Consider the following 17,208-nt stretch of genomic DNA (forward strand, 5'->3'; position numbering starts at 1 on the left):
CCATCCATGTGTATAGGCGGCAGCCTCCGATGTGTATAAGAGACAGGGCCAAAACCTCCCGGACCAGTCCCACCTTGACCCGTTCCACCTTGACCCGTTCCGCCCTGGGCGGTTCCCCCGGAACCTTGGCCCTGCCCCGTACCCGACGGCTGTTGGGCTGACTGACCACCGTCACCAGCGGGAGGCTGACCGGCCGCCTGGCCACCGTCAGACCGCCGGAACCCTCCCCCCGGACGTTGGAACCCGCCGCCGCCCGGCCTTCCGAACCCGCCGGTCGAAGGTCCTGCCGTCGGAATGGCTCCGGTGTGCGCCGACGAGGCCGTGTCCACCGCGTACGCCGCAGGCCCTGCCAGGCAGGCGACGCACGCCACCACCGCGACGGTGACGATCACCACGGCCCGGCGCGCGAAGAGCATCGCCAGCGCCGCTCCCAAACCGGCCGCCAACACGGCGACGCCCAGCCACGAGTTCCAGTCAGCGCTGCGCGACAACAGGAAGTAGGACCACACGGCCGTCCCCGCAGTGATCACGGCGAGCAGCCGGTACGCCCGCCGCTCCCACAGCATGGCCACCCCCATGCCCACCAAGGCGGCGATGGCCGGCGCCAACGCCACGGTGTAGTAAGCATGGAAGATCCCCTGCATCAGGCTGAAGACCAGCCCGGTCACGACCAGCCAGCTCCCCCACACCCAGAACGCGGCCCGGATCGGATCGGCCCGAGGCGCGCGCCGCGTGAACCAGCTCCCGGCCACCAGCAACGCCAGCGCCGCCGGCAGCAGCCAGGAAATCTGGCCGCCCGCCTCGCTGTCGAACAGCCGCAGCAAGCCGGCCTCCTGATTCAGATTGCCGAGCCCTCCGTAGTCGGCGCCGTTGAGTCGCCCGATGCCGTTGTAGCCGAGCGCCAGCTCCAGCACGCTGTTGGTCTGAGAGCCCCCGATGTACGGCCGGTCGGCCGCCGGGGCCAGCGCCACGGCCAGCAGCCACCACCCCGCCGAGGCCACCATGGCCGCACCCGCGAGCAGCAACTGCCACACTCGCCGCCAGAACGCCACTGGCGCCGTAACCAGGTAGACCAGCGCGAACCCTGGCAGGACCAGGAACGCCTGCAGCATCTTCGCCAGGAACGCGAACCCGATCGCAGCCCCCGCCAACACCAACCACCGCGTGGCACCCCGCTCCTGGGCTCGCACCACGCAGTAGCCGGCGACGGTCAGCAACAGCACCAGCAGCGCGTCAGGGTTGTTGAACCTGAACATCAACACGGCCACAGGCGTGAGCGCCATGACGACCCCGGCCAGCAGCCCTGCCCAGGCGCTGAACAACCGGCGCACGGAGGCATAAACCATCGCCACCGAACCGACGCCCATGAGCGCCTGCGGAACGAGAATCGCCCATGCGTTGAGCCCGAACAGCCGCACGCTGAGCACCATCGGCCACAGTGAGGCAGGGGTCTTGTCGACGGTTATCGCATTGGCGGCGTCGGAGGCACCGAAGAAGAACGCCTTCCAGCTCTGGCTGCCTGCCTGCACCGCCGCCGAGTAGAAGGAATTGGCCCATCCTGAGGCCCCCAGACCCCAGACATAGAGCACACCGGTGCCGACGAGCAGCCCGGCCAAGGCCCAACGAGACTTCGCTTCGATACCCACACCAGGCACGCTAGGCAGGCCGGTTGGCGTGGCGATGAGACGAACATGAAAATCTTCTAAGCACCCCCACGGGTTGCTCCGCGCACCCAGCCCACCACCTGCCGGGACGCGCACGGTGCAGGTCACTCCCCCGCTCCGTTGCTCCCCCGCTCGGTTGCTCCGTTGCTCCGTCGCTTCGCCGTCTCGTATGGCGTCCATGTCCGGCACGCAGCCGCCGCGAGCTCTCCACCGCGGGTTCTGCGTTGCCCTCGACCGCTCCTCGCCGCGACCGGACCCCGCCGCGTGTATGCCGCGCCCCGCATTCCGACAGGACCCCGCCGTACGCGCCTCAGGGTGCCCTGACGCGACACGCCACACCGACGTACGCGACCCCGACGTACGCCGTTTGCGACAACGCGGGTCACCGCCACAAGGCGGCAGTTTCCGCCGTACCGACACGGCCGCACGAGCATCCCCGTACAGGCACCACCGCACGAGCACCACCGCACGGACATCGCCGCACGGACATCGCCAGAACCGGCGTCCCCGGGAATGCGAAAAAGAGGCGGTACACCCGGCACCTGGGTGTATCCGCCTCTTCTCGAAAAGCTCGCGTGAAGGGGGAAGTTACTTCACGGTCACGGTGGCGCCGGCGCCCTCGAGGGCAGCCTTGGCCTTCTCCGCCTGCTCCTTGTTGACCTTGCCGTCGAAGACGTTCTTCGGCGCGCCGTCCACCAGGTCCTTGGCCTCCTTGAGGCCCAGGGAGGTGAGGGCGCGGATCTCCTTGATGACCTGGATCTTCTTGTCGCCGGCAGCCTCGAGGACGACGTCGAACTCGTCCTGCTCCTCGACAGCAGCGGCCTCGCCACCGCCACCAGCGGCGGGGGCGGCGGCAACCGCGACGGGGGCGGCGGCCTTGACGTCGAAGACCTCTTCGAACTGCTTCACGAACTCGGACAGCTCGAGGAGGGTCATCTCCTTGAACGCGTCGAGCAGCTCGTCGGTGCTGAGCTTCGCCATGATGCTTTCCTTACGTTTAGGACTTGCTGAAAACTAGGAACGGGACCGCGGGATTTGCGGCAACCCCCGGGTGTTACTCGCCTGCCTCTTCGCGCTTCGCGCGGAGGGCGTCGGCCAGCTGAGCCATGTTGGTGGGCAGCGCGGCGAACATCGCAGCAGCAGCGCTCTGCTTCGCCTTGAGCGCGCCAGCAAGCTTCGCGAGGAGAACCTCACGGGACTCGAGGTCGGCGAGCTTGGTGATCTCGGTGGCGTCGAGCGTCTTACCGTCGAGGACACCACCCTTGATCACCAGAAGGGGATTGGCCTTGGCGAAGTCACGCAGACCCTTTGCCGCCTCGACAACGTCGCCGTTGACGAAGGCGATCGCGGTCGGACCGGCGAGCAGGCTGTCGAGGCCCGCAAGACCGGCCTCGTTGGCCGCGATCTTGGTCAGGGTGTTCTTCGCCACGGCGAACTTCGCATTCTCACCGAGAGAGGTGCGCAGCTCCTTGAGCTGAGCAACGGTGAGACCGCGGTACTCGGTCAGAACGGCGGCAGCGCTGCCTTCGAACTCGCTCTTGAGCTCGGCAACTGCTGTCGCCTTATCCGCCCTCGCCATGGGCCTCCTTCCAGATGTGCCACCGGCGAAGGCCCAGAAATGAGAACGGCCCCGGGCGCAGGGCGCACACGGGGCTCGCACACGGATCAAACCATGTGGAAACTCGCATCACACCTGCGCGGGCCGTCCACATGATGTGGATCCTTCGGTCGCCAGGTTTTTGAGGCACCTGACGACGACCGGCGGTCTTCGGCAACACCTAGAGTACGTGCTGGCCGCCGAGTTTCCAAATCGTTCCCTGGTCTGTCCGAGCGGTTCTCAATCCTCCCGGTTCTCGGTCTTCCCGAATGGTGCCCGGTATTCCGAGTTCTCGGTTCTTGCAGTCCTAGTTACCGCGAGCTTCAGTTGGTCGTGCCCTTGGGCAGCTCTCCCACCTGGTCGGCGGGCGGGGCGTCGATCTTGACCGCCTCGTTGAAGCCCTTGAAGAACAGGGTCGCGTCGAGCGTGGCACCTTCCTTGGAGCCGTTCAGGGCCAGCTTGCGCGGCAGCCCGTCGGAGCCCGCCCAGAGGTCGAACTTGATGTCCTTCAGCTCGGCCAGGTTCGCACGGGCCTGCTCCTGCTTGTCGGCAGGCAGCTGCTGGACCGCGACGTCGACCGGGAATGTGCCGCTGTAGTGGGTGGTGTCCTCGCCGTTGACGCTCTCGTTGCCGACCGACTTCACGTCCTGCGAAGCCGTGATGAGCTTGGTCATGTTCGCCAGGTCGAACTGCTGGATCTGGCTCAGGTACTGGTTCACCTGGCTGGAGTCGCCCGCCTCGCTGAGCGAGACCTTGATCCACGGCTTGGTGGCACCCATGAGCTCCTTGAGCGCCTCAACCTTGACGTAGACGGTGTCGCCCTGCAGCACGGCTCGTACGCCGCCCGGCAGGTTCTTTCCGCCCATGTCGACGGTGTCCAGCGTCAGGTCCACGGCGAGCTGGGGCTTGCTCTGGTAGAGCATGCGGCCCTGCACCTTGCCCGAGCCTTCCTGGGGGTGCGTCACATTCACCACGGCGTCGACCGTGTAACTGGTGACCTCCGCGGTCTTCTGCGCGGCTTGCGCGAGCACCTCTGAGGCAGCCAGATTGACTTGAATAGGCTGCGCGTTCGATCCACAACCGGCGACCGCGGCTACGACGAGCGCGGCACCGGCCGCTGTGAGAGTTATCGTGCGCTTCAGCATGACTTGACCTTACGTTTGGATTCTCCCGCCGTGGCGTCTTCCCCGCACAATTCGGGGAAAACCCAGGGTTATCCCCCACAGGCTCTGCACAATCCCCACACAATCAGGCGTTCACGTCATCCCCACGCCGCCACGCGGCCGGCCTCCTACTGGTCGGCCGCGGGTTTCTGTCTCACCACCGGCCTCCGCCGCCGAACAAGATCGACGCACGGAACATGGACCGACGCCAGACAAGATCGACGCGAATCCGAACGCCTAGTACGCCGCCGACGGCCGGGATCGGGGCTCGGTGTCGAGCAGCCCCGATCCCGGGAGACCGGTAGCGCCCGGCAGCGAATGGCGCTGAGGCTGAGCCAGGAGGCCAGCCGGTTTCAGATGGCCCTGAGGCCGGACCGGAGGACCCCCACGCCGGGCGACGCCGAGACTGGGTGCCACGGCAGGCACGGCTCGGCTGCCGTCCGTCCTGCTGGTGACCATGCCACTGGCCCACGCGGCGAAAGATCCATCCGGTTCCACCACGCCCGCCCACCACCCATAGCGAGGCGCCGTAGTGGCGGCCCGCTCCGTGCGGGTCAGCGAGCGTTCCCAGGAGGCCCTCGGGCGCGCGCGGCGGGCGATGAGCGGCGTCCGCCGCAGCCCCACCGCACAAGAAGCCCCGCCATGTACGGCTGGCGGCCCGCAACAAGAAGCCCCGCCTCGTGCAGCTGGCAGTCGTTACGACCCCGCCGCACAAGAAGACCCATCAGGTACGGGCGACGGCCGGCACCAGCCCTGCCGATACACGACAAAAGAATCGCCGGAAAAGCAGGCCCCCCGGAAAGCACGAAAGCCCCGCCCGGACGAACCGGATGGGGCTTGCGCGAAAAGAAAGACCGTGTGTTACTCCGCCAGCTCGCTGGTGAGGCCACGGGTGACATTGGGGTCGACCGGGACGCCCGGGCCCATCGTCGTGGAGAAGGTGACCTTCTTCAGGTAGCGCCCCTTGGCCGCCGACGGCTTGAGACGCAGCACCTCGTCCAGCGCGGCCGCGTAGTTCTCGATGAGCTGGCGCTCGGGGAACGACGTCTTGCCGATGATGAAGTGCAGGTTCGCCTGCCGGTCGGTGCGGAACTCGATCTTGCCGCCCTTGATCTCCGTCACGGCCTTGGCGACGTCGGGCGTCACGGTGCCGGTCTTCGGGTTGGGCATGAGACCACGCGGGCCGAGGACGCGGCCCAGACGGCCGACCTTGCCCATCAGGTCCGGCGTGGCGACGACCGCGTCGAACTCGTTGAGCCGGTTGCCCTTGGCGATCTCGTCGATCAGCTCGTCGGCGCCGACGATGTCGGCGCCCGCCTCGCGGGCTGCCTCGGCACGGTCACCGGTCGCGAAGACCAGGACCCGGGCGGTCTTGCCGGTGCCGTGCGGGAGGTTGACCGTGCCGCGGACGATCTGGTCGGCCTTGCGGGGGTCGACGCCCAGCCGCAGTGCGACCTCGACGGTGGCGTCGAACTTGGTGGTCGACGTCTCCTTGGCCAGCTTCGCGGCGTCGGCGGGCGAGTAGAGCTTGTCGTGGTCGACCTTGGCCGCCGCGTCTTTGTGCGCCTTGCTGCGCTTCATTCTTACTCCTGAGTGGTTCGGCGAGCCCCGAGAAAGGGCCCTCCCACGTTGGGGGAAAACTTATTCGGCGACCGTGATGCCCATCGACCGGGCGGTGCCGGCGATGATCTTCTCGGCGGCCTCGATGTCGTTGGCGTTGAGGTCGGGCATCTTCGTCTCCGCGATGCTGCGGAGCTGCTCGCGGCTGAGCCTGCCGACCTTGTCACGCTGCGGGACCGCGCTGCCCTTGTCGATGCCCAGGGCCTTCTTGATCAGCTCGGGCGCCGGCGGCGTCTTCGTGATGAAGGTGAAGCTGCGGTCTTCGAAAATGGTGATCTCAACGGGGATGATGTTGCCCCGCTGAGCCTCCGTCGCAGCGTTGTACTGCTTGACGAAGTCCATGATGTTGACGCCGTGGGGACCGAGCGCGGTACCCACCGGCGGCGCCGGGGTGGCCTGGCCAGCGGGGAGCTGGACCTTCACCAAGGCGGCGATTTTCTTCTTCGGAGGCATTTGTCCTTCTCCGGGTCCTTATTGCGATGCCGTCCAGCCCGCGGATGCGGTCCGGACATGTCGGAAGGCCGCCTCATCCAGCGGAAACCCGTCCGTTGCGGGCTCCCACCGGTCGCGAAAGGCGGCCAGCCGAACGTCTAAGTGTATGTGATCGTCTTAGATCTTCGAGACCTGGTTGAACGAGAGCTCGACCGGGGTCTCTCGGCCGAAGATCGAGACGAGCACCTTGAGCTTCTGCGACTCGGGGCTGATCTCGCTCACCGAGGCGGGCAGCGTGGCGAACGGGCCGTCCATGACCGTGACGGACTCGCCGATCTCGAACTCGACCGTCGGGCCCGCGCTCGTCTTGGCCGAGGCCTTCTTGCTCTCCTCGGTCGGCTCCGGCGCCAGCAGCTTGGCGACCTCGTCAAGGCTGAGCGGGCTCGGCTTGTTGGACAGGCCCACGAAGCCGGTCACGCCGGGCGTGTTGCGCACGGCGGCCCAGGACTCGTCGGTCAGCTCCATGCGCACCAGCACATAGCCGGGCAGCACCCGCTCCTTGACCGGCACCTTCTTGCCGCTCTTGAACTCCTGGACGGTGTGCGTGGGCACCTCGACCTGGTAGATGTAGTCCTCCATGTTGAGCGACACGTTGCGGCTCTCGATGTTGGACTTCACCCGGTTCTCGTAACCGGCGTAGGAGTGGATCACATACCACTCGCCGGGCTGGCCGCGCAGCGAGCTCTTGAACTCCTCGACGGGGTCGACGTCGGGAAGATCGGCACCGTCCTCGACGGCGACGGCCTCTTCCTCGGCCGCCTCCTCGTCGATCTCCTCGACCTCGGCCTCTTCGATGGCCGCCTCGGCGGCCTCCTCGGTGGCCTCTTCCAGCTCGTCACCCCACTCGTCGCGGGGTCCCTCCGCCGGAACTGAAGACTCGGACACGGTGACTCTTCCTCTTTCGTCGTATCGAATGGCGACTCCGTAAGGCGACACCGGCGGCTTCTGGGTCAGGACCCACCAAAGACGCGGAGGACCGCCCATCCCAGCGCGGCGTCGAGCCCGTACACGATCGCAACCATGATCAGAACGAATATCAGAACGACCGTGGTGTAAGTGATGAGATCCTTGCGTGTCGGCCAGATGACCTTGCGGAGCTCGTTGACGACCTGCCGATAGAAAAGGGCAGGTGAAGTGCGTGTCTTCTTCTCGCCACTCGGCTTGCCTGCGGTCTCGCCGCGCGTGTCGATCGCCACAGTCCTCACCTGAATCTGTCGTATCCAACGCAGTTTTGCGGCGCGCTTACACGCCATTATTGCGCGGACCGCACTCGCAGGGCACGAGGGACTCGAACCCCCAACCGCCGGTTTTGGAGACCGGTGCGCTACCAATTGCGCCAGTGCCCTATGTCGACAACCAGACTACCCTGATCGCCTCACTGCCTGGACCGAACCGCTCGCCGACATGCGGCGGAAGGACCAGGCGAAATCATACGGGGGAATGCCCGGTACGTCGAACCGAAACCCGATCGCCCAGGTCACGACCTCGTGGGACCATGGAAGCATGTCCACCCGACCTCGCATCTCCGCAAGAATTTCCGCGATTTCCGAGTCCGCGACACTCGCCGTGGACTCCAAGGCCAAGGCGATGAAGGCCGCCGGCCGCCCTGTCATCGGCTTCGGCGCGGGCGAGCCCGACTTCCCCACGCCCGGCTACATCGTCGAGGCCGCGATCGAAGCGGCGGGCAACCCGCGCTTCCACAAGTACACGCCGGCCGGCGGGCTGCCCGAGCTCAAGCAGGCCATCGCGGCCAAGACGCGGCGCGACTCCGGCTATGCCGTGGAGGCCGCGCAGGTGCTGGTCACCAACGGTGGCAAGCAGGCGGTCTACGAGGCGTTCGCGACGCTGCTCGACCCGGGCGACGAGGTCCTCGTCATCGCCCCCTACTGGACCACCTACCCCGAGGCGATCAAGCTCGCGGGCGGCGTGCAGGTCGATGTCGTGACCGACGAGTCCACCGGCTACCTGGCGAGCGTCGAGCAGCTGGAGGCCGCGCGCACCGAGCGGACGAAGGTCCTGCTGTTCGTCTCGCCGTCCAACCCGACGGGCGCCGTCTACGGCCGCGAGGAGACCGTCGCGATCGGCCGCTGGGCGGCCGAGCACGGCCTGTGGGTCGTCACCGACGAGATCTACGAGCACCTCGTGTACGGCGACGCCGAGTTCACCAGCATCGCCACGGCCGTCCCCGAGCTGGGCGACCGGATCGTGATCCTCAACGGCGTGGCCAAGACCTACGCGATGACCGGCTGGCGCGTGGGCTGGCTGATCGGCCCGGCCGACGTGGTCAAGGCCGCCACCAATCTGCAGTCCCACGCGACCTCCAATGTCTCCAACGTGTCCCAGATGGCCGCGCTGGCCGCGGTGTCCGGCGACCTTTCGGCGGTGGCGGAGATGCGCACGGCGTTCGACCGGCGGCGCCAGACGATGGTTCGGTTGCTCAACGAGATCCCGGGCGTGTTCTGCCCGGAACCAAAGGGGGCGTTCTACGCATACCCCTCGGTCAAGGAGCTGATCGGCAAGGAGCTGCGGGGCAAGCGGCCCCAATCGTCCGCCGAGCTGGCCGAGCTGATCCTGGAGGAGGCCGAGGTCGCGGTGGTGCCCGGGGAGGCGTTCGGCACGCCCGGATACTTCCGGCTGTCGTACGCGCTGGGCGACGACGACCTGGTCGAGGGCGTCAGCCGGCTGGCCAAGCTGCTGTCCGAGGCTCACTGAGGCCGCCGAGCCTGCTGGGTTCACCGAGCCCACTGAGCCTGCCGGGTTCTCCGGGCTCGCTGAGCCCGCCGAGCCTGCGGTCAGGGGGCCGGGCTCGGGGCCACGCCTGCGGCGATGTGCTTGATCTGGGCGGCCAGTCCGGGCGTCGCGCCGATGTACACCGCGGTGCCCGGCCGCTCCAGCCACATGAAGTTACGCAGGCCGGTACGCGTGTTCCAGCGCAACGCCGGCCTGCCCTTGTACGCCGTCAGCGCCGACCTGGAGACCAGCGTCGCGAACTGCTCGGCCGTACGCACCCCGCAGACGACCCCGACGTACACCTGCTCGTCGCTGTGACGCCAGGTCACCCCCTTGACGTCGAGCCGCCGGGTGAGCGAGCCCAGCCGCCGGAACGTGCCGGCCCGCCTCAGGCCCGCCGGCATGGCGGGCAGCTGCACCTTCGTGGCGCCGCAGGCCAGCGCGACGCCCTTGCGCGTGGTCGACGGCTTGGCAGGCGGCGAGGTGGCGTGGGCCTCCGGCGTGTCGCCTGCGCCGCCCGCGCAGGACGTGAGCGCGAACATGAGGACGATCGCCGCCAGACGTCGCATCGACCCCCCATGACGCTCAGTGAATATTCTGGGAAAAGGGTTCTTAGTCTCCTACAGGAGTTTTGACGGAGGCGGCAATAGCGACCAGTTCCTTGCCCAGCGAGTCGCTCACCCGGATCCACGCGCCCGTCCCCGCGCGTTCGAGCCAGACGATCACCCGCCCACCGCTCGGGTGCTTGCCGACCACGGCGGGCTTGCCGCGTACGGAGATGGCGCGCGGGCTCAGCACCGCGACCCGCCGGCGGTAAGCCGCCCAGTCGGCGGCTACCGTACCGCGCTCGACCCGGGCTTCGACGAACCGGCTCCCGGTGCCGAACCTGGCCCAGCCGCCCTCGACGCCGGCCTCCGCCTTGACCGTTCCCCCGCCGCTGCGCTCCAGCCCCGGCGGCAGGTACGTCAGCCAGAAGTCGCCCGAGACCACGGCGAGCCGGGCGCCGCCCGCGGTGAGGCGGCTCGGCTCCGCGGCCGAGGCCGCGGCAGGCCGGCTGCCCTCCTGACCCGAAGCAGAATCCGAGGCCGAGCCCACAGCCGGGCTTACAGCCGGGTCCGACGCCGAGCCCGCGGCCGAGCCGGCTGCCGGGCTCGCCGACGGCTTGGCGGCCGGGAGCGGAACGGTGACGGGCTGCGGCGTCTCCTCGACGGCATGCGGCGGACGGCCGAAGCCCGAGGAGAAGAGCGCGTAGATGACCAGCGACGTCACGCCGAGCGCCAGCGCCGTGAGCGCCGCGCGCCCGCCCTGCCCCATCTGGTGCTGCTCGGGGATCATGCCTTCTTGATCCCCCGTCCAGGCTCATCCCTACCGCGACTCCCGCCACCCTTCCCGATCTTTCCGCGCTCGGCCCGATGCGCGAGCCCGCACCGGATCTGAAGTGGCAAGATATGTAAATGCAACGGCCATTGCACGCGCTCCCCAAGGCCCACCTCCACCTGCACTTCACCGGCTCCATGCGGCACTCGACGATGATCGAGCTGGCCAGGGACCAAGGGCTGCACCTGCCGGACGCCCTGGAGGAGGACTGGCCGCCCAAGCTGCGCGCCACCGACGAGCGCGGCTGGTTCAGGTTCCAGCGGCTGTACGACATCGCCAGATCCGTGCTGATCAAGCCCGAGCACGTCTACCGGCTGATGCGGGAGACGGCCGAGGACGAGGTGGCGGCCGGCTCGCGCTGGCTGGAGATCCAGGTGGACCCCTCGGGGTTCGCGCAGCGGTTCGGCGGGCTGACGGCCACCCTGGAGCTGATGCTGGACGCGGTCAAGCAGGCCGCGCACCGCTCGGGGATCGGCATGGTGGTGATCGTGGCGGCGAACCGGACCAGGCACCCCCTCGACGCCAACACCCTGGCCAGGCTCGCCACCCAGTACACCGACGAGGGCGTGGTGGGGTTCGGGCTGTCCAACGACGAGCGGCGGGGCGAGGCGCGCGACTTCGAGCGGGCGTTCCGGATCGCCAAGCGCGGCGGGCTGCTCGCCGTCCCGCACGGCGGCGAGCTGCTGGGGCCGCGCAGCGTGGCTCAGTGCGTGGACGATCTGGGGGCCGACCGGGTCGGGCACGGAGTGCGCGCGGCGGAGGACCCGTGGCTGACGCAGCGGCTGGCCGACCGGCAGATCTGCTGCGAGGTCTGTCCGACCTCGAACGTGGGGCTGGGGGTCGCCGAGCGGGCCGCCGACGTGCCGCTGCGGCGGCTGTTCGACGCGGGGGTGCCGATCGCGCTGGGGTCGGATGACCCGCTGCTGTTCGGTACGCGGCTGTTGCGCCAGTACGAGCTGGCTCGCGAGGTCTACGGCTTCGACGACGCCGAGGTGGCCGAGCTGGCCCGGCAGTCCGTGCGTTCGTCGACGGCTCCCGAGGCCGTGCGCAAGGAGCTGCTCAAGGGTGTGGACGACTGGCTCGCGGGCTCACTCGAGTGACCGGGCGCCTTGAAAGCAGCCAGGTGACCGGGCTCATTTGAGTGACGTGGCGATGCGGACCGCCTCCTGGGCCGATCCCACGCCCTCCAGGCGGTAGCTCATCGTGCCCTGCTGCCAGATGAGCGTGGGGGCGGCCTGGCGCAGCGGGACCTCCGTGCCGTCCTCGCGCCTGATGTAGCCGAGAGGATGCGCGCCGGAGATCCACCAGCCCTGGTAGGGGCCGATCTGCACATAGTCGGGCCAGGGCGGGCCGAGCTTCTTGAAGAAGATCGGGTCCAGGCCGCCGTCGAACTGGTCGAGCCGGATCCCGCCGGCCCAGAACATCGACGCGACCCGGCCGCCGTCCGCGACCGTGGCGCTCTGGGGGTCGCCGAGGGCTGCCGGGGACTTGATCGGGAACTTGACGTGGTCGGCCAGGTCCGCGGGGAGGACCGCCTGCTCGCCCGGCATGAGCGCCGTGGTGGGGATCGGGGTGGGCGGGGTGTCGCCGATCTGGATCTCGATCCCGGCGAACCGCAGGATGTGCACCACGGCGGCGCGGCCCTGGGGGGTGGCCGCGGTGATGGCGACGACGGCGATGAGGACGGCCGTGACGACCTTCCACCTCGCGGGCCGGGCACGTCGCGCCGGCCGCCGCCCGCCGTCACGAGCGGGAGCGGCATCCCCGCCGGGCGCGGGAGCGGCATCCCCGTCACGAACGGGAGCGGCATCCCCGCCGGGCGCGGGAGCGGCTTCGAGTCGGGCGCGGACGGCCGCGGCGACGTCGGCGGGCGGCGGGGCGGGGACGTCGAGGAGGTCCCCGAGCGCCAGCAGCTCGGCTTCGAGATCGTCGAACGGCTCACCCGAGCTCATCGCCCACCTCCCTCCGCAGCCGGGCCAGCCCGCGATGGGTGCTGGACTTGACGGTGCCGACCGGACAGTCGAGCACCTGTGCCGTTTCCGCTTCCGTCAGCTGTAAGAAGTACCGGCAGACGACGGCCTGGCGTTCCCGCTCGGGCAGCTCGCGCACGGCGGCCAGCAGGCGCGTGCGGCGGTCGGTGGCCACGGCCGCGCCCTCCGGGTCGTCGGGCGCCGTGACCTCGGCGGTGCCGCCGAGCCGGACGGCCAGCTCGGACCTGCGCCCCCGCGACCGGGTCAGGTTGTGGGTCTCGTTGGCCACGATGCGCAGCAGCCACGGGCGGAAGGGCGCGTCCCTGCGGAAGCTCGGCAGGTGCCGGAACGCCTTGACGAACGCCTCCTGCACCACGTCCTCGGCCTCGTCGCCCGCGCCCAGCATGGCGGCGGTGCGATGGGCGAGCGCGCTGTAGCGTGCGACCAGCGACTCGTAGGCCGCGAGGTCGCCGTCGAGCGAGCGCCTGATCGCCTCGTCGTCGTCCATGGCGAGTCAGATTCCACCGTATAAGTGGCCATGTGGGGAAGGGTCTTTCGCGGATCGCGTGACCCTGACCCCTGACATGGGCATTAGACTCGGGCAATCCATGAGCACCCTCGAAGGAACGGGACTATGTCTTCTGGGTATGACCGTGTAGTTCAACCGGCGGCCGGTGACGAGGCCCTGGAGAACCACCTGGGTGGGGACGAGGCCAAGAACTATCGGCAGTACGAGTTCGACATGGTCGCCCCGCATGTCGGCCGGTCGATGCTGGAGATCGGGTCGGGGCTCGGCCACTTCGCCGAGCAGTTCCTGCCGAGGCTCGACAGGCTCGTCGTGAGCGACTTCGACCCCTACTGCGTCGAGCAGCTTGAAAAGAGGTTCGCGGGCCGTGACGAGATCGGCGTCCTGCAGTTCGGGCTGCCGACGGACATCCCGCTCGAGGACAAGGTCGACACCGTCGTCATGATGAACGTCCTGGAGCACATCGAGGACGACGCCGAGGCCCTGCGCTCGCTGGCGCGCGTCACGCAGCCGGGCGGGCGGATCATCATCTGGGTGCCGGGCTACATGCAGCTTTACGGAGACTTCGACCGCAAGGTCGGTCATGTCCAGCGGTACACGCCCCAGACGCTGGGTCGGACGGTCGCCAAGGCCGGGCTCGACGCCGAGGTGCTCAAGCCGATCAACTTCCTGGGCGGCATCGCCTGGTGGGCGGCCGTGCGGCGCGGCGGCGTCGGTTACCCGGACCCGCGGCTGGTCAAGATCTACGACCGCACGGTGGTCCCGCTGACCCGGCTGATCGAGCGCTTCGTCCGGCCGCCGTTCGGCCAGACGGTGTTCTGCGTGGCCCGGGTGCCGCAGGAGAAGTAAGACCGCAGGAGAAGTAAGACCGAAGAGGTCCCGAGCGGATGGCTCGGGACCTCTTCCGGGCGGTGGCCGTCTGCGGCCGCCGGCTCATTTGATGGAGCCGGCCGTCAGACCGCCCACCACCTTCCGCTCGATCAGGGCGAAGAGGATGATCACCGGGATGGTGGCGATCACGGACCCGGCGAACAGGTTCTGCCAGTCCACCTGGTACTGCCCGATGAACGAGTTGAGCGCCACCGTGAGCGGCTGGTTCGCCGGAGTCGTGGTCAGGGTCAGCGCGACCACGAACTCGTTCCACGCGGCGATGAACGTGAAGATCAGCGCGGTGATGACACCCGGCATGGCCAGCGGCAGCGTGATCCGGAACAGCGCGCCGAAGCGCCCGTTGCCGTCGATGAACGCCGCCTCCTCCAGTTCCCGCGGGATCGAGGTGAAGTACGCGTTCAGGATCCACACCGCGAACGCCAGGTTGAACCCGCCGTTGACCAGGATCAGCGACCAGATCGAGTCCACCAGCCCGAACTGGAAGAACTCCCGGTAGATGCCGACGAGCATGGCCGTGGGCTGGAACATCTGCGTGATCAGCACCAGGATCAGGAACGCGGTGCGCCCCCTGAAGTTGTGCCGGGCCGAGTAGTAGGCCGCGGGCAGCGCCACCAGCAGCACGAGCACCGTCGAGCCGCCAGCCACCTTGAGCGTCACCCACAGGTTGCCCGCCAGGCCGCTGGTCCAGAAATTGGCGAGGTTCGACCACACCCACTCGTCGGGCCAGAACGACACGTCGCGCAGCGATTCCTGCGAGCGCAACGAGGTCAGCAGCATGACCACGTACGGGAACAGGAAGATGAACGAGACCAGGTAGGCGCTGGCCGCCACCACCACGGTCTTGAGACGCGGCATGCTGCGCGGCGCGGCCCCGCGCGGCCTGGCGTGAGGGTGCGGCTTGGCCTTGGGCATCGTGTCGACGGCCATCACGCCACCTCCTTGTTCCAGCGGGAGACCTTGAGGAAGACCGCGGTCAGCACGATCACCATGCCGAAGTTGACGACGGACATGGCCGCGGACTCACCGATGTTCGAGCTCTTGAGAATGAACATGAGGATCGTCGAGGTGGCCGTCGAGTAGCCCGGCTGGCCGTGCGTCATCGCCCAGATGATCGGGAAGCTGTTGAAGACGTTCATGACGTTGATCAGGGCCGCCACGGTGAGCGCGGGGCGCAGCAGCGGCAGCGTGATCGACCAGTACGTCCTGAGCCTGCCCGCCCCGTCCATCTTGGCCGCCTCGTAGACGTCGGCCGGGATCGTCGCCAGCCCGGCCAGCAGCGCGTACGTGGTGAACGGCACGGACACGAACACCGCCACGAACACCAGCCACGGCATGGCCGTCGAGGCGTCGCCGAGCTGGTCGGCCGAGGCCCCGCCCATGGCGTCGATCAGCCCCAGCTTCAGCCGGATCTGGTTGATCACGCCGACCTCGGGGTCGAGCATCCACTTGAAGATGATCGCCGTCATCAGCACCGACGCGGCCCACGGCGCGATCAGCGCCCACCGGGCCACCTTGCGCAGCGGGAAGCGCTGGTTGAAGAGCTGGGCCAGGGCCAGCGAGATCAGCACGGTGAACGCGACGACCGCGACCACCCAGACCACGCTGCGGACCATGACGTCGGCGAAGTCCTGCTCGCCGAACAGCTTCTCGTAGTTGGCCCAGCCGTTGCCCCCCTGGACCACGCCGAACCGGCTGATCTTGAGGAACGACGACCTGATCATCTCGATCACCGGCCAGAGCACGACCAGCGCGATCAGCAGCACCGCGGGCCCGACCCAGGCCAGGGGTTCGAGGGCGCGCAACCTTCTCATGAAACACCTTCCATGACGGTACGGCCGACGCCACCGGGGCGACGCCGGCCGTACGGACCCCCGATCGGTCAGCCCGCGGCTTCCGCGGTCTTCTGCAGCTCACCGAGGATCTTGGCCGGGTCGTCCTTGACGGCCCCGCCGATGGTCTGCTTGATCGCCGGGTTCACCTCGGCCCACTTGGGGTCCTGGAAGGGGTAGAAGCTGGCGTTGGGCAGCGCGTCGAGGAACGGCTTGAGCTTCTCGTCGCTCGACAGCTTCTGGATGCCGCCGTTGGTGACGGGCAGCAGCTTGTAGGTGTCGGAGATCTTCGTCGCGGCGCTGCCGGTGTAGAAGAAGTCGAAGAACTTCTTGATCTCGGCGGCGTGGCCGTTCTTGTTGAACGCCATGATCCAGTCCATGACGCCGAGCGTGGTGTCCAGCGGGCCGGCCTTGCCGGGGATCGGCGCGACGCCGTAGTTCTTCAGCCCGGCGGCGTCGAAGATCGGGATGGACATGGGTCCGCCGTTGACCATGCCGACCTTGCCGGCGCCGAAGTCCTCCCAGACCGTCTTACGGTCCTTGGTGCCGGGGTTCGGGGTGGTCAGGCCCGCGTCCACGAGGCCCTTCATGTACGTGAACGTCTCGATGTTCTGCGGCGAGTTGATCGCCCACTTGCCGCCGGCGTCCTTGTAGCCGCCGCCGTTGCCCAGCATCCACAGGAAGGACTCGGCCTGCGCCTCCTCCTGGCCCAGCGGCAGGCCGAACGGCTGCGTGACCCCGGCCTTCTTCAGCTTCTCCGCGGCGGCCTTGAGCTCGTCCCACGTCTTCGGCGGCTCGGCGATGCCGGCCTTCTCGAACAGGTCCTTGTTGTAGAACAGGGCGCGGGCGGAGGAGACGAACGGGATGCCGTACGCGGCGCCGTCCACCTTGCCGAACTCCGCGAACTTCTGCAGCATGTCGCCGGAGACGTTCGGGGACAGGACCTCGTCCACCTTGTAGAGGAGCTGGTCCTTGACGAAGCCGGAGTAGTCGCCGGTCTGCAGGATGTCGGGCACCTGGCCGTTCTGGACCATGGTGGCGACCTGCTTGTCGATGTCGTTCCAGTTGATGACCTGGACCTCGACCTTGATGTTCGGGTTGGCGGCCTGGAACTCGTCCACGACGCCCTTCCAGAACGTCTCGCCCGAGTTCGGCTTGCCGGGGCCGTCGCCGTAGTCGGCGGCGACCATCTTCAGCGTGACCTGCCCGCCGCCCGAGGCCTGCGTGTTGTTCCCGCCACCGGAGTCGGTGGACCCGCAGCTGGACAGGACCAGCACCGTGGCGAGGCCGAGCGCGGCGCCGCCCACAAGCTTCATGTTCACTGGAGATACCGCCTTCTCGTCGGACGG

Annotated in this window: 18 protein-coding genes and 1 tRNA gene; 3 read left to right on the forward strand and 16 right to left on the reverse strand. The window is 68.3% G+C overall.

Features of this window, described 5'->3' with window-relative positions; genetic code table 11:
* The 9 genes from ETD85_RS10595 to ETD85_RS10635 all read right to left on the reverse strand — a co-directional run.
* The coding region (locus tag ETD85_RS10595; protein WP_240779075.1) for a glycosyltransferase family 39 protein at window positions 1–1,646 on the reverse strand (1,646 nt) is incomplete at its 3' end.
* A 606-nt stretch (window positions 1,647–2,252) separates the two neighbouring features.
* Window positions 2,253–2,645, reverse strand: coding sequence for a 50S ribosomal protein L7/L12 (gene rplL / locus ETD85_RS10600; RefSeq protein WP_138689470.1), 393 nt, complete (start codon window positions 2,643–2,645; stop codon window positions 2,253–2,255).
* Window positions 2,646–2,718: 73 nt separating this feature from the next.
* A complete protein-coding gene (rplJ, locus tag ETD85_RS10605) occupies window positions 2,719–3,243 on the reverse strand; it encodes a 50S ribosomal protein L10 (protein WP_138689471.1) in 525 nt (174 codons plus the stop codon).
* 341 nt (window positions 3,244–3,584) lie between these two features.
* On the reverse strand, window positions 3,585–4,406 hold the full coding sequence (locus tag ETD85_RS10610) for an SCO4651 family lipoprotein (protein ID WP_476739298.1): 822 nt from the start codon (window positions 4,404–4,406) through the stop codon (window positions 3,585–3,587).
* A gap of 879 nt (window positions 4,407–5,285) precedes the next feature.
* The gene (rplA, locus tag ETD85_RS10615; protein WP_138689472.1) at window positions 5,286–6,005 is read right to left on the reverse strand and encodes a 50S ribosomal protein L1; all 720 of its coding nucleotides are present in this window, start codon (window positions 6,003–6,005) and stop codon (window positions 5,286–5,288) included.
* A gap of 60 nt (window positions 6,006–6,065) precedes the next feature.
* Window positions 6,066–6,497: a 50S ribosomal protein L11 gene (gene rplK, locus ETD85_RS10620; protein WP_138689473.1), complete on the reverse strand. Its 432-nt coding sequence runs from the start codon at window positions 6,495–6,497 to the stop codon at window positions 6,066–6,068.
* 156 nt (window positions 6,498–6,653) lie between these two features.
* Window positions 6,654–7,421: a transcription termination/antitermination protein NusG gene (gene nusG / locus ETD85_RS10625; protein ID WP_138689474.1), complete on the reverse strand. Its 768-nt coding sequence runs from the start codon at window positions 7,419–7,421 to the stop codon at window positions 6,654–6,656.
* Window positions 7,422–7,486: 65 nt separating this feature from the next.
* A complete protein-coding gene (secE, locus tag ETD85_RS10630) occupies window positions 7,487–7,732 on the reverse strand; it encodes a preprotein translocase subunit SecE (RefSeq protein WP_170246617.1) in 246 nt (81 codons plus the stop codon).
* A 77-nt stretch (window positions 7,733–7,809) separates the two neighbouring features.
* Window positions 7,810–7,882, reverse strand: a tRNA-Trp gene (locus tag ETD85_RS10635).
* Window positions 7,883–8,039: 157 nt separating this feature from the next.
* Here ETD85_RS10635 and ETD85_RS10640 point away from each other — a divergent pair.
* On the forward strand, window positions 8,040–9,248 hold the full coding sequence (locus ETD85_RS10640) for a pyridoxal phosphate-dependent aminotransferase (protein WP_138689476.1): 1,209 nt from the start codon (window positions 8,040–8,042) through the stop codon (window positions 9,246–9,248).
* An 80-nt stretch (window positions 9,249–9,328) separates the two neighbouring features.
* On the opposite strand, the gene ETD85_RS10645 is transcribed toward ETD85_RS10640, so the two are convergent.
* Window positions 9,329–9,835: a hypothetical protein gene (locus tag ETD85_RS10645; RefSeq protein WP_138689477.1), complete on the reverse strand. Its 507-nt coding sequence runs from the start codon at window positions 9,833–9,835 to the stop codon at window positions 9,329–9,331.
* 43 nt (window positions 9,836–9,878) lie between these two features.
* Complete coding sequence (locus ETD85_RS10650) at window positions 9,879–10,601, reverse strand: hypothetical protein (RefSeq protein WP_138689478.1); 723 nt, start codon at window positions 10,599–10,601, stop codon at window positions 9,879–9,881.
* A gap of 119 nt (window positions 10,602–10,720) precedes the next feature.
* On the opposite strand from ETD85_RS10650, the gene ETD85_RS10655 reads away from it, so the two are divergent.
* Window positions 10,721–11,743, forward strand: coding sequence for an adenosine deaminase (locus ETD85_RS10655; protein WP_138689479.1), 1,023 nt, complete (start codon window positions 10,721–10,723; stop codon window positions 11,741–11,743).
* A gap of 33 nt (window positions 11,744–11,776) precedes the next feature.
* Here the strand turns inward: ETD85_RS10655 and ETD85_RS10660 are convergent, their stop codons facing one another.
* Both ETD85_RS10660 and ETD85_RS10665 read right to left on the reverse strand, forming a co-directional pair.
* Window positions 11,777–12,595, reverse strand: a complete 819-nt coding sequence (locus ETD85_RS10660) for a hypothetical protein (protein WP_138689480.1) — start codon at window positions 12,593–12,595, stop codon at window positions 11,777–11,779.
* Window positions 12,582–13,121 carry an RNA polymerase sigma factor gene (locus ETD85_RS10665; RefSeq protein WP_138689481.1) on the reverse strand — a complete coding sequence of 180 codons (540 nt, stop codon included), beginning with the start codon at window positions 13,119–13,121 and terminating at the stop codon, window positions 12,582–12,584. Before ETD85_RS10665 ends, ETD85_RS10660 begins: the two co-directional genes overlap by 14 nt.
* Before the next feature lie 126 nt (window positions 13,122–13,247).
* Between ETD85_RS10665 and ETD85_RS10670 the strand changes: the two genes are divergently transcribed.
* Window positions 13,248–13,988, forward strand: coding sequence for a class I SAM-dependent methyltransferase (locus ETD85_RS10670; RefSeq protein ID WP_138689482.1), 741 nt, complete (start codon window positions 13,248–13,250; stop codon window positions 13,986–13,988).
* Between the two features lie 84 nt (window positions 13,989–14,072).
* On the opposite strand, the gene ETD85_RS10675 is transcribed toward ETD85_RS10670, so the two are convergent.
* From ETD85_RS10675 to ETD85_RS10685, 3 genes are all read right to left on the reverse strand, one after another.
* A complete protein-coding gene (locus ETD85_RS10675; RefSeq protein WP_240779083.1) occupies window positions 14,073–14,957 on the reverse strand; it encodes a carbohydrate ABC transporter permease in 885 nt (294 codons plus the stop codon).
* Window positions 14,957–15,841, reverse strand: a complete 885-nt coding sequence (locus ETD85_RS10680) for a carbohydrate ABC transporter permease (protein WP_170246618.1) — start codon at window positions 15,839–15,841, stop codon at window positions 14,957–14,959. Before ETD85_RS10680 ends, ETD85_RS10675 begins: the two co-directional genes overlap by 1 nt.
* 68 nt (window positions 15,842–15,909) lie before the next feature.
* Complete coding sequence (locus tag ETD85_RS10685) at window positions 15,910–17,175, reverse strand: extracellular solute-binding protein (RefSeq protein ID WP_138689483.1); 1,266 nt, start codon at window positions 17,173–17,175, stop codon at window positions 15,910–15,912.
* Window positions 17,176–17,208 lie beyond the last annotated feature (33 nt).

It is taken from the genome of Nonomuraea zeae, from assembly GCF_005889725.1.
Classification (GTDB): Bacteria; Actinomycetota; Actinomycetes; order Streptosporangiales; family Streptosporangiaceae; genus Nonomuraea; species Nonomuraea zeae.